This window comes from Devosia sp. GW821-FHT12F11 (genome assembly GCF_058806655.1).
Map to the genome: position 1 here is coordinate 522845 of NZ_JBXAPX010000003.1, position 14836 is coordinate 537680.

Here is a 14836-nt window from a genome sequence, read left to right on the forward strand (position 1 = left end):
TGCGGCGCCGCGTTTCTTGCTGAACGACTTTCCTCGTCGGACCCGCTGATTCACGATACTGACGCAAAAGGCGTGCACGCGCGCTCGGTTGCGAGTCACAATTACCGCAGTGCCTTTTTGTTGGCCCTGTTGTGAGCTTAGATCGGCGGATCGACCTGCCTCAGGCTAGCGATCTCTGCCGGAAGGAAGTTGCAGCCGGGCTCGCAGGAAGAGACACCACTTATCGTACTGAAGTCGAGCGAGCGCGAGTTACATGAGCATAGCAGTCGTTACTGGCGCCGGCGGGCTGATTGGGTCCGAAGCCGTCACGTTTCTGGTGGCACAGGGCCTCGACGTTGTCGGCATCGACAACGACATGAGGTCTTACTTCTTCGGCCCGGAGGCCTCGACCACGTGGCGAGTGGAAGAACTTCGCCGCCAGCATAGCGGCTACCGGCACCGCAACGTGGATGTTCGGGACCAGGATGGCCTGAACGCGTTGTTTGCCGAGCTGGGCGGCGACGTGATGATGGTGCTGCACGCGGCGGCCCAGCCCTCGCATGACTGGGCGGCTCGCGAACCCTTCACCGATTTCGGCGTGAATGCGCTGGGCACCCTCAACATGCTCGAAGCGACCCGCCACCACGCGCCGCAGGCGGCCTTCCTCTATATGTCGACCAACAAGGTGTATGGCGACACGCCAAATCGGCTCCCTCTTGTCGAGCATGAAACCCGACTGGAGGTCGCTGCCGAGCACCCGTATTTCGCGCGCGGCATCGATGAGAACATGAGCATCGACCAGTCGACGCACAGCTTGTTCGGCGTTTCCAAGCTCTCTGCTGATACCCTGGTGCAGGAATACGGACGCTACTTCGGCATGAAGACCGGCTGCTTCCGCGGCGGCTGCCTGACCGGTGGCGGCCACTCGAGCACGGAACTCCACGGCTTTCTCGCCTACCTGATGAAATGCACGGTCACCGGTCGCCCCTACACAATCTACGGCTATGGCGGCAAACAGGTGCGGGACAACATCCACTCGCACGATCTGGTGCAGGCGTTGTGGCGGTTCGCCCAGGCCCCGGGGTCGGGCAAGGTCTACAATGTCGGGGGCGGCCGCACGGCCAACTGCTCCATGCTCGAGGCGATAGAGCTTTGCCAGACTATCGCGGGCCGCAAACTCAACGTGACCTACTCGGACCAGAACCGGATTGGTGACCACATGTGGTGGATCAGCGATATGTCGCGCTTCGAAGCGGACTATCCAGGCTACCGGCTCACCTACGACCTCGAGGCGACGTTAGAGGACATCCACGAGATGGGGCGCGGGCGCTGGTTGATGGACGCATGATCCACCGGGGCAAGCGCGACATTCTCGGCGTCGGGATCAGTGTCGTTGACTACGAAGGCGCCGCCGCCCAGGTCATTGAAGCCGCCCAGGCCCGGCTCCCATTAGCGGTCAGCGCCCTTGCCGTGCACGGGGTGATGACTGGCGTGCTCGACCCCGAGCATCGCTACCGGCTCAATCGCTTCGGCCTTGTCGTGCCCGATGGGCAGCCGGTGCGTTGGGCGCTTCGGTGGCTGCACGGTGAAGTGCTGCCCGACCGCGTAACCGGCCCGCAGCTGACCGTAGAGATCTTCAGGCGGGCGGCGGACCTCGGACTGTCGATCTTTCTCTTCGGCAGCCGTGCCGAAGTGCTTGACGCCATGCGTGCGCGCCTGGCGGTGGAGTTTCCCAGCCTGCGCATTGCCGGCGCCGAGCCCTCGGCCTTCCGGCAGCTGAGCGAGAGCGAGAACCGCGCGCTCGACCAACGGATTCGTGCCTCGGGCGCCGACATCGTGCTGGTGGGACTGGGCTGCCCAAGGCAGGAAGTGTTCGCCTACGAGCATGCAGAAGCGCTCGCACGTCCGACAATCGCTGTCGGGGCGGCCTATGACTATTATGCGGGCCGGTTGTCACGGGCCCCGCAGTGGGTACAGTCCGCCGGTCTCGAGTGGGTGGTCCGCCTGCTGCAGGAGCCACGGCGGCTGTGGAAGCGCTATCTGCTGCTGAACCCGCTCTACCTCACGCTGCTCGCCAGGCAGAAACTCGGTTTACTGCATCCAGAGGCAGAGCGGGCGCCGAGCCAGGAACTGCGCTACGGTTGAGTAATATGCACCTGCCACCGACGACAGCGGCGGACTCCCCGCCTGCAACCGAACCGACATCACCGTCGCACTACCAGCAGTGGTCAGTTCGCGCATTGGCGGGAGCGATTGGGCCCAATCTGTCGATCATCGGGAACCAACTCTTTAACAGCGCCGCGAATTTCTTGGTCACAATGGTGCTGGTGCGGCTGTTGGGGCTCGCCGAGTTCGGAAATTTCACAGTCTACTACGTGGCGGCGCTCAGCATCGCGGCCGTGATCGTGGCGCTTACCGTACAGCCGGCGGTTTCGATTGCGGCGTCGAAGGGTATAGAGGAGCGACGTCTGCTACTCGGCACGGCGGCCGTCATGGTGTTGGCAGTCACCGGCGGCTTAGCCGCGCTGTTAATGGTGGTGTACGCGACCGGTAGCACCGGTGACCTGCTCGTCCTGCCATTTGCGGCCATGCTGAGCGCACATACGGCGAATGAGCTGTACAGGAGATTGGCTCTATTCGCAGGCGCTATCCGCTTTGTGTGGCTCCTCGACGTCTTTCGATTTGCCGGGTTGGCCCTTGTGCTGGCTTGGACAGCCGGTGAGCAAGGGTTGCACCTTGCGTCTTCAGCAATGTTGCAGATCTCGGCGGCATATGCGGTCGCTCTTGGGTTCGTGACTCTGCTGTTCGCGCCCAAGATCGGATCGTTGCCCTTCCTGTCCGCTCATCAGGCGCGGCGTATCATTTCCGCCGGACGCTGGCTCTCTCTCTCGGCGCTCCTGCAGCTGCTGCACGAAAACGTCTTTCTGATCGCCGGTTCGCTGGTTGCGGGCATGGAGGCAGTAGGCATCGTCCGGGCTTGCCAAACGCTCGTAGGGACGGTTCATCCGTTCGTGCAGGTGCTCGAGCACATCTTTCCACGACAGATCGGTCAAGCCGTCAGGAAACAGGGATGGAGCGTGGCCTTGAGGGAGTATGCCCGGCTCGCGTGCATCGCCACCGGCGGCATTGTGCTGTTGCTCGCCGTCCTTGCGGTGTTTGCCGAGCCCCTTCTCGCGCTGATGCTTGGGCCGGGCGCCGAAGAGCATGCATGGGTCATGCGCGGCACTTGCCTCGTCTGGGTGCCCTACGTTGCATTCATAGTAACGACCTTCCCTTTGCGCGCGCTGGAAAAAACAGCACCGATAGCGGCGAGCCTCGCTATTTCGGCGATCCTCGCGGTCCTCATCTCCGTTCCCATTGTGCAGGAATGGGGGGAAATTGGGATGGTAATCGGCCAGCTGATTGTCAGGCTGGTCGCGGCGATTCTGCTTGGACTTCTAAGCGCTCGTATCTGGAAGGAAAGGGTTGCCGGATGACCGAACGCAAGCGGGTCCTGATGTCTGCCTTTGCCTGCTCGCCGCTTCAAAGCTCCGAGGCGAGCGTCGGCTGGCACTGGGCAGTCGAGGCCGCGCAGTTGGGGCACGAAGTCACTGTGCTTACCCGCACTTGCTACCGGAAGGAGATCGAAGCCGGCAACAACATACCATTGCACAGCGGTACGATGCGCTTTGTCTACCTCGACCTGGCCCCCTGGATCAGCTGGAGCGGTTTTCGCAAGATTCTAGGGTATGTCTACATCTACCTGTGGCAGTTGCACGCGCTCATCGTCGCAGCAAGGCTGCACAAGACAGAGCGCTTCGAGCTGGTCCATCACATCACTTTTGGCGGCATCCGCTTTCCGACCTTCCTGGGACTGCTTGGCGTACCGCTGGTCTTTGGCCCAGTCGGCGGCGGGGAAAGTGCTCCCATGCTCCTGCGGAAAGGCTACCCAATCCGCGGAAAGATCGTCGATGGTCTGCGTGATCTGTCCAATTGGATGGTGCGACTGGATCCCTTGATGCATCTCACCTTCGCGACGGCACGGTATGTCGTCCTGAGAACTCCTGAGTGCGCCGCGCTGGTTCCGCTTCGGTATCACCCCAAGATCGTCTTCGAGCGGGAGATCGGTATCGAATGCGAGGATGAAGCACCAGGGCGCACCCTGCCGGCGCCCGACGCGCCGCGTGTGCTTTATGTCGGGAGGAATCTCTATTGGAAAGGAATGCACCTGGGGCTAGCTGCCTTTGCTCACCTTGCGGAGAGATTTCCGAAGGCACGACTGACGATCGTGGGCGGTGGCCCTGAACGGGGACACTGGAGGAAACTGGCGACAAACCTCGGCATTGAGGAGAGCGTCCTTTGGGTTGATTGGGTAGACAACCGGCAGATCGGTGACGTGTACGCGAGCCACGACATCTTTCTGTTCCCTTCCCTGCATGATGCCGGTGCGACCGTGATCTACGAGGCAGCAGCCAACGGGCTACCGATCGTCTGCCTCGCGTTGGGCGCTCCCGGCATACTTGTTGATCGGAGCTTCGGCATCGTGGTCGAGGCCAACGACCGCCCTGAGGCGGCGGTGGTCGGCGATCTGGCACAGGGCCTCATGGATCTGACAGCAAGTGCGTCCATCCGCATAGCGATGGGCAAGGCCGCTCGCCGATGGGCCCTGGAGCAAACTTGGTCGGCTCGCGTTGGCCGAGTCTATTCGATCGCCTGCTCCGGTCTGCCGTCGCCCAGCAACACGCGTCCAGCCACGTCAACTCAGACATCGGCCTGAGGGGCCACAGCATGGCGAACGCATTCGCAGCCAAGCTAAAAGATGTCGGCGGCGGCACCCTTGCCGCGGCGCTACTGACTGCCGCCGCTCTCTGGCCCGCACCTTCGTCGGCCGGCACAGACGCGGTCTGGACAATGGAGCAACATCGATGAGCGGCCGACCCCGGTATAGTGTGGTGATCCCAGCCTACAACTATGGAGCCATGCTCGGTACCGCGATCGACAGTGTTTTGTTGCAGAACCGGGACGATGTCGAGGTAGTAGTTTTAGACGACGCGAGCACCGATGACACGCCCGAGGTCGCCGCCGGCTACGGCGATCGCGTCCGATACATGCGTAACGCCGACAACTCGGGTCACCCCACGACTTGGGGGCGCGCAATGGCAGCGGCGTCGGGTGAGTACATTGTCAACCTCGATGCAGATGACTGGCTGCTCCCGGGGTACTTCGCTCGCATGGACGCGGCCACCACGAACAACATCGGATTTGCAGTGACCTCGGTGTATGACTACCGCATTGAGCGCGGCTTGGCGCAATTACGTCCGATTGCAGTGCGCGATGAAATTATGTCGGCAAGCAAATTTCGAAAGCGACTGCTGTCCAGGATATTCTTTCGTACCCCAGGTATGCTGCTACGCCGCTCCCTGGTCGAAAAGAGCGCCGCGCCGGATGCAAGAATTTGGAATGCCGACTGGGAGTTTCTGCTTCGTGCGACTAAGGGCGCGGCCGCTTGCATAATCGCCGAGCCATTTGCGGTCTACCGCATTCACCCCAACTCCGTCTCGGGAAAGGCCGCCGAAAGAACCGACCGACTGCAAAGAAGCTGCGAGCTCTTCCTAAGCATAACGCGCGACCCCGAGTCACCGGCTTTTCTTCCACCTGACGAGCGACGGATATTTGCCAAAGGTGTAGCAGAACTTTATCTGCGCATCCAAAGCTCGCGCATGTCAGCGCGTGACATCGTAAGTGCGATGTCACATTTGCACTTTGCACTGCGCCTCGCGGGGTCGGAGCACCTCACGTCGGCCTTGGCAACAACTGTCTTTTTCGCCGAAGCCGTCATGGAGAAGGCAGCCGCGGCCGTGCTTGGCGATGGACGTCGTACTGTTTCACCTGAAGGTCTCCTGCCGCGTTCTGCAACGAATGCAGAGGTACCGTGACCGAGCTTGTCGGCGATAGCTCTTCGGCAAGGGGCACCCATCCAAAGCTTGCGGCAAGGAGCCTCAGCGAGCGCACGCATGTTGCGTGCCTTCTCACCCTCACCCTCTGGCCATACGCACTTGCACCAACGCAGGTGACGCTCGCGGCGCTTGGACTTGTGAGCATCGTCGCTCTCCTCAACCGCCCACTCCAGCTGCCAAAGCTCTCCCCGTTCCTTGTGTTCTTTTCCGGCTGGTTCGGCTTGGTGCTCGGACTGCGCTTGTTGGCCGGCGACTTGAACTGGTTCGTCCTCTCGCAATCCAATCACCTCGTCCAGTTTACGATCTACTACTACGCCTTCATCAAGATCGCACAGGGATGCAACTGGGCGAGTGTCCTGTCGTCCCGGGCATTCCTGATTGCGGCAGGGATCGCCACAGTCGTCTATTCCGGTTATCTCAGCGGCCTCGGAGAGGGAGAAAACCAGAACGATCTCAGTATCACCCTGCTGGCGTTGCTGGCAGGGCTGTTTCTTCGTGGCCAACGCAGATCGCGGCTGCTGCATTACGCGATCATCGCGTGTTTTGGCGCGGTTGGTCTATTCACGACCGGACGCTCCAGCGTCGCGATGCTGCTTGCCGTCATCCTTGTAGCATATTGGGTACCTCTGCCCCGGCGGCTCACGCTCCTGGCGGTGGCGTTGATCCTGATAATGCCAATTGCCTTTTACCTCTGGGTCGACCCCCAGACGTTGATCCAGGTTTATGCGTTCGATCACAACACAGGCATTCGCGCCGAGTTCGTTCGCGGAGCAAGCCACCTACTTGAACAGTCGCCGGCCTTTGGACTCGGGTTTGGCGGCCCCTACCGCCCCATCAACTTCCCCTACCTCTACCGGCACCCACTCCTGAATGACCTCGATGCGGTCCATATCGTTTCCAACCATCATTCCCTATTCGATATTGCATTCCGTCTTGGCATTCCAAGTGCCGCGGTGTTCGCAATCGGTGTATTCTGGAGTCCAATGCGCTCGACACACACAGCCATAGTGTCAGTATTGGGTATCGTTGCCGCCTTCGGTCTATCCTTCAATGCGTGGTTGGAGAACCAGTATATGCTGCCCCAGCTCGTCCTGTTGATCGCCCTGATGCAAGCACCCGGAAAGGAACCGGAGGTGCTCGATGAAGACTACGAACGAAGGACCAACCGGGGTCGCCCCAATTCGTAACCAGCCCGACATACCTTTCACAGCAAAGTGGGTGATGAGCCTTCCCATTCTCCTGAGGGTTATGCTTGCCTATCCGATCACCCTAGCCACCTACCAATCGGTCCTGTCATGAGCGCTTCATCAGCGTATGCGCATTTTCCGAACGTTGCGCTCCGCGGCGTCAATGCTCTCTTGCTTGCTTTCGCGCTGACAACGCTCGCGCCCCCCATAGCGACGGCGGCCACAGCTGACTACGTTGAGGCATATGAAACAGGAGCGGTATCGAACGCGGTAGCCATCGCCATCGAGGCGGCAAATGCCGGCAATGCGGAAGCGCAGGCCTTTCTCGGCGATCGCTATCGGAACGGAGAAGGTGTCAGTCAGTCTATCGAGGAGGCGATCCGTTGGTACAAGGCCGCCGCTGCTCAGAAGGTATTAAGCGCCCAGATTGCTCTTGCTGAGATCTACTGGAAAGGTGAGGGCGTCCCTGCCGATCACGCAGAGGCGGTGCTTTGGATCCGCGCTGGTGCCGAGAATGGGTATTTGCCACACATGCTGTCCCTGGGCTCGATGTACGAGTCCGGCCAAGGTGTCGCTCCTGACGCCGCAGAGGCCTTCAAGTGGTATATGCAAGCGGCAAAACTCGGCGACCCTGTAGCCGAAGCTAGTGTTGGGTGGCGGCTCGAGGCAGGCGCCGGGACCGTCGCCGACCCTGTCGCGGCTGTCAAATGGTACAGGCTTGCTGCGGAGCAGGGAAACGTCGGAGGCCAGTACTTCCTCGGGGCTGCACTCCAGAAAGGTAGTGGCGTCGACAAGGATCTGCAGGCGGCGGCGCTATGGTATCGGCGTGCGGCTGAAGGCGGTGATGCTCGCGCGATGGTTGCTTTGAGCGACCTGCTGATCAACGGGACGACCGTCGATGTAGACCCAGCCCAGTTGGCCGCCTGGTTACGCAGCGCGGTTGACGCCAATAATGCGGGCGCCAAGCTAGGGCTCGCCCGGCTCTATCGAGACGGGGTCGGCGTGCCGCAGGACTTCGGCAGGGCTGCCGAGTTGTTCGAGGCGGCGGCTCAGCAGGGCCAGAAGGGAGCGTATTTCGAGGTCGGCCAGATGTTCGAGACGGCACGCGGGCTGCAGGACCTCGACAAGGCGGTGGGCAACTACGAGCAAGGGGCGGAGGCCGGCGATCTGCGCGCCCAGTTGCGACTTGCCAGCCTCTATTCCGACGGTGAGATGGTAAGCCGGGACGATCAGTTGGCCGCCCGCTGGTATCTGGCGGCCGCGGAACAGGGCGACGCTGGGGCTCAATATGAGATGGGCAAGCGCTACCTCGACGGCATCGGGCTTGACCGCAACCCAAAAACCGCAGCCGACTGGTTCCGCAAAGCTGCCGTCCAGGATATGCCCCAGGCCGCCAACGACCTCGGCGTGCTCTACCGGAACGGCAGTCTCGGCGTTGCGGACCATGTCGCGGCGGCGGACTTGTTCCGGCGTGCGGCTACGAAGCTGCCCGTGGCACAGTTCAACCTAGGCAACCTCTATCGAGATGGGCTGGGCGTGGATCGTGACCATGCCGCTGCGGCGCAATGGTACCAAGGCGCTGCCGAGGCGGGACTCGCCCTGGCGCAGACCGAATTGGGTAAGCTGCTCGCCGATGGCGATGGCGTGGCCAAGGACTGCAGTGGAGCCACGCGTTGGCTCCTTGCTGCTGCTGTTCAGGCCATTCCAGAAGCCCGGTTCCGCCTCGGCAAGCTCTATGTGGACGGTTGTGATGGGTCTGCCGAACCAGGGGAAGCGTTCAGATGGTTCGAACTCGCCGCCGACCAGGGATACCCGGCGGCCCAGTACGAATTGGCGAGCCTGTATAGCGCGGGCAAAGGAACCCAGCAGGACAAGGCCCTCGCCGCCTCGTGGTACGAGAAGGCAGCTCGCGCAGGCTACGCCAAGGCGCAGGTGGCGCTGGCCGATGCCTTCGTATCGGGAACCGGACTTACTGCGAACCCGCAACAGGCGGCGTATTGGTATGGGGCGGCGGCGGACCAGGGAGATGCCGGCGCGGCGCTGGCGTTGGCAGACATGTTGGCGACCGGCAAGGGTGTCGAACGCGATCTCAACCGCGCGGTGGCGCTCTATCGGCAATCGGCTCTCAAGGCCAACGCCGAGGCGCAGCTCGCACTCGGTTGGATGTTGTTTGGCGGGCGCGGGCTTGAGCAGAACCTGATTCAGTCGCACAAGTGGCTCAACTTGGCGGGCGCCCACATGTCGCCGGAACGGGCAGCCGAAGCGCTGCGAAAACGCGACCTGGTGGCAACCTCGATGACCTCGGAGGAACTGCTGGAGGCGCAACGCCTAGCGCGGCTTTGCGCTGACACGGCCTATGCCGACTGCGACTGATAGGCAGCAGATACCAGGCGCGAGGACCTCCGCCCATCGTGGGGGCAGCGCGTGCGGGTAGGCGCTGAAGGGCCTAGGAGGCGTCCGAGTAGTACGAGTACCCGTAGCTGCTCTTGTACCGGGCGCTGGCGCGTTCCTGGCCATTGAGTACGGCCAGAACCGGTTCGTCGCCGCGGCGGGCGGCTCGCAGGTGGGCCAGCGCAAGGCGGGCCTCCGTCTGGGAGGTGCGACCCGACATCACGACAAACAGGATGAGATCGGCATAGCCGACCAGGTAAAGGCCGTCGGCGACCGGTCCCACCGGCGGCGTATCCAGGATGACGACGTCGAACCGGGCGCGTGCCTGGGTCAGCAGGCGGGCAAAGTTGGGGCCACCGATCAGGTGATCCGTCGGGACGTCCGCCCGCTCCCCCGCACCGATAATGTACACGCCCGGTTGCTTGTCACGGACCACCAGTTCGGCAGTGCCAATGACCGGCTGTTCTTCCGACAAGTACTTGACGAGGCGGTCCGACGACGGCAGCCCCGCCATGGCCTCGATGCTCGGGCGACGCAGGTCGCAGTCGATGAGGCATACATTCTTGTGCGAGGCCCCATATGCACGCGCCAATGACAGGGCGACGGTGCTTTTGCCCTCGCTGGCGGTGGACGAGGTCACCATCACGACGATAGCGCCGGTCTGCCCTTCCGCCTGTACGCCGAAACGCCGCAGCCGCTGATCGATGGTGACACGAATTCGGCGGATGGCCTCAGGCAGCTGGGATAGGGGCGAGGTGAGTATCAGGTCGGCCAGCGAGCCCTGCGCTGGACTGCGAAGCCGTGGCGCCGCGGCCGCGACAGGGATTTTCAGCACGGCTTCAGTCTGGTCCTCGGTCAGGAGCCCGCCGACGAGGTTTTCACGGAGGAAGGCCAAGCCAATCCCTAAGGCCAGCGAAATGATGCCGGCGCCGGCGAGGGAGAGCAATGTATTGGGGAACGCCGGTTGTTCCGGCGCCAGCGCAGGCGAGATGATGCGGCTGTCGGCGATCTGCAGCGTTGCCTGTGCATCGAGGTCCTGGGTGCGCGACATCAGCGTCTGGTACTGCTGCCGACCAAGCTCGGCGCCCTGCTGCATCTCGAAGATCTCACCCAACATGTCGGCCGGCAGCGAACTCGACAACACCGCCGTACGCAGGCGCTGACGAAGGTCGGTTTCGCGCGATTGATTGTCGGAAACAGCACGACGAAGGTCCGCGACCGCCTCGTCGGCAACTCGCCCCAACCGTTCCTCGATGCCGGCCAGCTCGGCGCGCAGGTTGACTGCAGGGCCCTCGGCAGCTTTCTCGAGAGTTGCCGCCACCTGTTCGCGCTGCCGCTCGAGTTCGCGCAGCGCGTCTGATTGGAGGGTGTTGGTCAACAGCTCCCAGTTCTTCTGGCGCAGGCCGACCTCGGCCTGACTGAAGCGGCCGGACAGCACGTTCTTTTCGGCGAGCAGATCATGCAGGTTGCCGCCGAGGTCGGCCACATCGGCTCGACCTGTCTCGCCAACGATGCGGGCGAGGTTGCTGTCGATGTAGGTGTCCAGCGACTGTTCGGCGGCAACCATAGCGGCGCGTGCCTGCCCGAGTCGCGCCTGCAGGATGTTGCGGGCGTTGAGAGTGCTGTCGATCTTGGCGGAAACCTGCGCGTCGATGTAGGTCTGAGCCCAGGAGTTGGCGATCTGCGCGGCACGGTTGCGATCGGCGGATCTGACCGACATGGAAACGATACTCGACAATCCCACCTGACTGACGCCAGAGGCGCGCTCGAAGTTTTGCAGCACGCGGCGCAGGGCTGCGTCGCCGTCGGGCAGCGTGGGTTGGCGGATCTGCAGGAAGGCCATAATGCGATCAAGCAACCCGATCCGGGGCCCGAACTCGGCGTCTGAGACCAGTGCCTCCTTCTTGATGACGCCAAGCATCATGGCGTCGGAGCGCATGATTTCGAGCTCGCTGGCGATGCGGGTCATATCACTGGCACCGGTGTCGAAATCGCCGCTCGGATCAAGCAGGTTGCGATCGCGCGGCTTCACCTCGACCAACGCCGAGGCCTGGTAGATCGGGGTAAGCGAAAACACCACGAGCGCCGTGCCACCAAGGCCCACGACGAGCGTGATGAGGATCAGGCGCAGCTGCCGTTGCAGCAACCCGACCACTCGGCGAAGTTCGAAATCGGTCTCTTCCATCGCCTGGCGATATCCTCAGTCGGTTCCTGGCGCTATCGGGGCGGCCAATGGGTTAGCAGGGCGGCTGGCAAGAAAACTGATCCTGCCCCCGGCATCTATGCGGGCAGACGTCAGCCTGCCGGTCGCAAACGCGGCAGTGTCGATCCCGACGCGCCACGATCTTAGCACTGGCTCGGTTTCCGGAGTGTGGCCGTGCACAACGACGATGCCGGGAGCACCGGGAACATCAAGAAAGGGTTCGCGGATCCACAGCAGGTCGTTCTCGTCCTGCTCAGCCAATGGCTGCCCCGGCCGAAGGCCGGCGTGGACGAATACAAAGCCGGGGAGCTCAAGGCTGACCGGCAACTGGCGCAACCACTCGAGATGCGATCGCGGCATGCGCGCTTCGAGCGCCGTTGCCGCCGCTGCGGCTCCTATCAAGCCATCCCGCGCATCGATGCCGTAGGATGCCAGGGTCTCCAGCCCTCCATAGGCAAGCCAGTCGGTGTGACGGCGAGGCGACGCAAGAAAGTCGAGCAGCATCTGCTCGTGGTTTCCGGCCAGCGTGAAGCGGCGGAAACCATCCGGCGGTGGCGCAAGCAGGTGGTCAATCACCCGCGCCGACTCGGGCCCGCGGTCGATGTAATCGCCGAGCAGCACGATCCACCTCTCGCCTTCGACCGCAGCGGCATCGGCTTGAATCAACTGCTCGAGCTGGCGCAACTCACGGAGGCAACCGTGCACGTCGCCGATCGCGTAGACGACGGCCGGGCGGATGTCGGCACTCAGCCGTTGCCTACCCCCCGAATGCGGAGGTTGGCGGTTGCCAAACAGGGCAGCCATGGCGCGCATCATGAATGCGCGTTCCGTCTGCTCATCCTGGCGGCGGTGCCGACGCCGAGCAGAATAACGAACAGAATGGTGTTGGCCTGAATCTCGAGGCTGAAGTCAGCAAGCGAGTGGGTTGCGGCTACGACGACTGCGCCAGTCGCGGCGACCCGCCCCGTCCAACCCGAGCCGGCACGGGAACTGTTCCAGGCCAGCCGGACTGCGGCCGTGCCAACCAGCAGAATTGGGATAGACCCGACTACCAGGCCCAGCTCGGCCCAGAGGGCGAGGTACGTGTTGTGGGCGCGATCCCACACCAGATCCGGGCTTACCGGCAGGTGGTGGAACAATTGGAAGGCCTGCTCAAACGCCCCTCCCCCATACCCCAACAACGGCCGGGCACGGATCATCTCGATCACCTGAACATAGAGATCGAGACGAACGTCGGCCGCCTCCGCCTGGGAGCCGAGGCGCTCCACCAGGCCCTGTCCGTAGAAGTAGACCGCGGCGCCGAGGACAGCCAGCGCCGCCGGGACCCAGAGCAGGTACCAGCCGCGGCGCCAACGCAGGCGTCGCTGGGTAAGGAGCACGACGCTCAGGCATCCCATGGCACCGGCAAATGCGCCCATGCGAGACTCGGTGGCGAGCAGTGCGGCGACGATTGCAGCCAGCGCCAGAAGGTAGACAAACACAATCGGGTCGACCCGCAGCCGCCGATCGTCCCCGACCTCATCGCCCTCGTCCTGACGCACAAAACTGCCCGCCAGCATCGTGACGGTCACCACTGCACCGAAGCTGAGGAAGGTCGCAAAGGAGTTGCGATTGACGAAGGTGCCTGTGGCGCTGCCCTCATAAGCCCATTTCGGCATGCTCAGGAGCGTGTCGCCGAACTGCAGCAGTGAGGCGAGGCCGAAAATCGCATAGCTGGCGACGATCGCGACAATGACGTTCAGCATCAAATCCCGACGGTGCGCCCGCGTTCCGACCTGCAGGACGAGCAGAAACAGCACGCCACACGTCACCCAGCGCATCAGCATCAGCCAAGTCGAGTTGGGCGAGAGGCTGATCGCATCGGCGGCCAGGGGGATGCCGGCGCCGGTAGGAACAGCCGGCAGCTCCGACACCGCGAAACCGCCAGGCGCCAGTTGGCCGAGCGGCAGCGCCTGGAGGACGAGGTAGATCGCCACCGCCGCATAGAGGGCAGCCGAGGGCCACAGGCGGCCAAGGCCGATGCGGAATGGTTCGCGGGCGCCCCGCAGGGTCGCGACGTAGACGAGGCCGACCAATCCGATGACCAGCGCATTGACTGCCCAGAAGAAAGGCCGGTTGCTCCCCAGTGGAATCGGCGCCAGCGCCGCAATAACCAGGATCACCCGGGCAAGCAGGTCGTTGAGCCCCGACTGCCGACTGGTTCTCACACCGGCTTCGAGGCGTGCGCCACGGGAGGACGGGCGTGTGGCGGTGACTTCAATTCCCGACATATCAGCCCCCCGTTGCCTGATTTGCCGCGCCGCGGACGTAATCGAGGAAGCGCTCCTGCTGCCAGGCCGGGAGTTTTTCCACCAGTGCGGTGATGCGTTCGCGGAAGCCTGCCTGCCGAACGTAGCGCTGCGCGATCGATGAGACGCCGCGCTGGCTCTGGGCCAGCAGTGTCAGGTCGCCGTCATGGCCGGCCACAGCGTCAGGAGACAGGGCAGCCAGATGATCCTCGGCAAGGTTGACCCTGAGCTCGACGATCCACTGCTCGCTGGGCCCGGAGAGCTGCGACATGCGCAGGCGTTGAGTCATACCCGGGATATCGCCGGTTTCCGCTGCCGCCAGCGCGGCAATGTACCAGGCGAAGGAGTTAGCCGGCTCTTCGGCGCTGATCCGATCAGCTGTCACCAGGCAATTTGCGGCGACAGCGCTCCGGCGGGCTGTGGGCTGAAGGCGGGAAGAAACAGAAGTTATCGCCTCGTAGCAGTTGCGAAGGATGAGCGTGTGCGACGCACTCGACAGGCCGATATCGATATCGTCGGCGACGAGGGCGTCGAAGCGCTCCCGCGGCACGATGCCCGCGGACAGGTACGCCTTGGCCTCGACGTAGGCGACCGCGGCTCCCGAGGTTGCGAGCGCCAAGGTCACAAACAGCATGGCGCCTTGCGCAACACGCGGTGACCCCTTCACCCAATACCTCCTCAGATCGACTTCGATCCGCACCACCAGAACACTTGCGGTGATGCGCAAGCGACTGCAAGTATCATAGCGCACTAGCGCAGGTCAGTCGACAAACTGCTGGAATTGCTACGACTCTGGTTAACCTTCAGGAGTGCCGGCCGGCATCTACATCTCGACCTACTCTATCGCGCCCA

The 14836-nt window shown here is 62.9% G+C and carries 11 protein-coding genes; 7 read left to right on the forward strand and 4 right to left on the reverse strand.

Annotation, left to right across the window (positions count from 1 at the left end; all coding sequences use genetic code 11):
- Positions 1–253: 253 nt before the first annotated feature.
- The 7 genes from AC1ROK_RS12570 to AC1ROK_RS12600 all read left to right on the forward strand — a co-directional run bounded on the left by AC1ROK_RS12570 (position 254) and on the right by AC1ROK_RS12600 (position 9475).
- Positions 254–1327, forward strand: coding sequence for an NAD-dependent epimerase/dehydratase family protein (locus tag AC1ROK_RS12570; protein ID WP_492847296.1), 1074 nt, complete (start codon positions 254–256; stop codon positions 1325–1327).
- A complete protein-coding gene (locus AC1ROK_RS12575; protein WP_492847298.1) occupies positions 1324–2124 on the forward strand; it encodes a WecB/TagA/CpsF family glycosyltransferase in 801 nt (266 codons plus the stop codon). The genes AC1ROK_RS12570 and AC1ROK_RS12575 overlap by 4 nt, the downstream gene beginning before the upstream one ends.
- Before the next feature lie 5 nt (positions 2125–2129).
- Entirely contained in the window at positions 2130–3455 is a 1326-nt protein-coding gene (locus tag AC1ROK_RS12580; protein ID WP_492847300.1) for a lipopolysaccharide biosynthesis protein, read from the forward strand.
- Positions 3452–4735, forward strand: coding sequence for a glycosyltransferase family 4 protein (locus AC1ROK_RS12585; protein WP_492847302.1), 1284 nt, complete (start codon positions 3452–3454; stop codon positions 4733–4735). The genes AC1ROK_RS12580 and AC1ROK_RS12585 overlap by 4 nt, the downstream gene beginning before the upstream one ends.
- Positions 4736–4883: 148 nt before the next feature.
- Complete coding sequence (locus AC1ROK_RS12590) at positions 4884–5894, forward strand: glycosyltransferase family 2 protein (protein ID WP_492847304.1); 1011 nt, start codon at positions 4884–4886, stop codon at positions 5892–5894.
- Positions 5891–7102: an O-antigen ligase family protein gene (locus AC1ROK_RS12595; RefSeq protein WP_492847306.1), complete on the forward strand. Its 1212-nt coding sequence runs from the start codon at positions 5891–5893 to the stop codon at positions 7100–7102. Before AC1ROK_RS12590 ends, AC1ROK_RS12595 begins: the two co-directional genes overlap by 4 nt.
- Before the next feature lie 108 nt (positions 7103–7210).
- Positions 7211–9475, forward strand: coding sequence for an SEL1-like repeat protein (locus tag AC1ROK_RS12600; RefSeq protein ID WP_492847308.1), 2265 nt, complete (start codon positions 7211–7213; stop codon positions 9473–9475).
- Between the two features lie 73 nt (positions 9476–9548).
- On the opposite strand, the gene AC1ROK_RS12605 is transcribed toward AC1ROK_RS12600, so the two are convergent.
- From AC1ROK_RS12605 to AC1ROK_RS12620, 4 genes are read right to left on the reverse strand one after another with little or no spacing between them, the layout of a single operon-like run.
- Positions 9549–11678: a GumC family protein gene (locus AC1ROK_RS12605; protein WP_492847310.1), complete on the reverse strand. Its 2130-nt coding sequence runs from the start codon at positions 11676–11678 to the stop codon at positions 9549–9551.
- Positions 11679–11693: 15 nt separating this feature from the next.
- A complete protein-coding gene (locus AC1ROK_RS12610; RefSeq protein WP_492847312.1) occupies positions 11694–12512 on the reverse strand; it encodes a metallophosphoesterase family protein in 819 nt (272 codons plus the stop codon).
- Entirely contained in the window at positions 12509–13966 is a 1458-nt protein-coding gene (locus tag AC1ROK_RS12615) for an O-antigen ligase family protein (protein ID WP_492847314.1), read from the reverse strand. Before AC1ROK_RS12615 ends, AC1ROK_RS12610 begins: the two co-directional genes overlap by 4 nt.
- Position 13967: 1 nt before the next feature.
- Positions 13968–14711, reverse strand: coding sequence for a hypothetical protein (locus AC1ROK_RS12620; protein ID WP_492847316.1), 744 nt, complete (start codon positions 14709–14711; stop codon positions 13968–13970).
- Positions 14712–14836 lie beyond the last annotated feature (125 nt).

Coding starts and splice junctions, on each gene's coding strand:
- AC1ROK_RS12575 (WP_492847298.1), top strand. CDS start 1,324: ATGATCCACCGGGGCAAGCGCGACATTCTCGGCGTCGGGATCAGTGTC.
- AC1ROK_RS12610 (WP_492847312.1), bottom strand. CDS start 12,512: ATGATGCGCGCCATGGCTGCCCTGTTTGGCAACCGCCAACCTCCGCAT.
- AC1ROK_RS12615 (WP_492847314.1), bottom strand. CDS start 13,966: ATGTCGGGAATTGAAGTCACCGCCACACGCCCGTCCTCCCGTGGCGCA.
- AC1ROK_RS12570 (WP_492847296.1), top strand. CDS start 254: ATGAGCATAGCAGTCGTTACTGGCGCCGGCGGGCTGATTGGGTCCGAA.
- AC1ROK_RS12580 (WP_492847300.1), top strand. CDS start 2,130: ATGCACCTGCCACCGACGACAGCGGCGGACTCCCCGCCTGCAACCGAA.
- AC1ROK_RS12605 (WP_492847310.1), bottom strand. CDS start 11,678: ATGGAAGAGACCGATTTCGAACTTCGCCGAGTGGTCGGGTTGCTGCAA.
- AC1ROK_RS12585 (WP_492847302.1), top strand. CDS start 3,452: ATGACCGAACGCAAGCGGGTCCTGATGTCTGCCTTTGCCTGCTCGCCG.
- AC1ROK_RS12590 (WP_492847304.1), top strand. CDS start 4,884: ATGAGCGGCCGACCCCGGTATAGTGTGGTGATCCCAGCCTACAACTAT.
- AC1ROK_RS12600 (WP_492847308.1), top strand. CDS start 7,211: ATGAGCGCTTCATCAGCGTATGCGCATTTTCCGAACGTTGCGCTCCGC.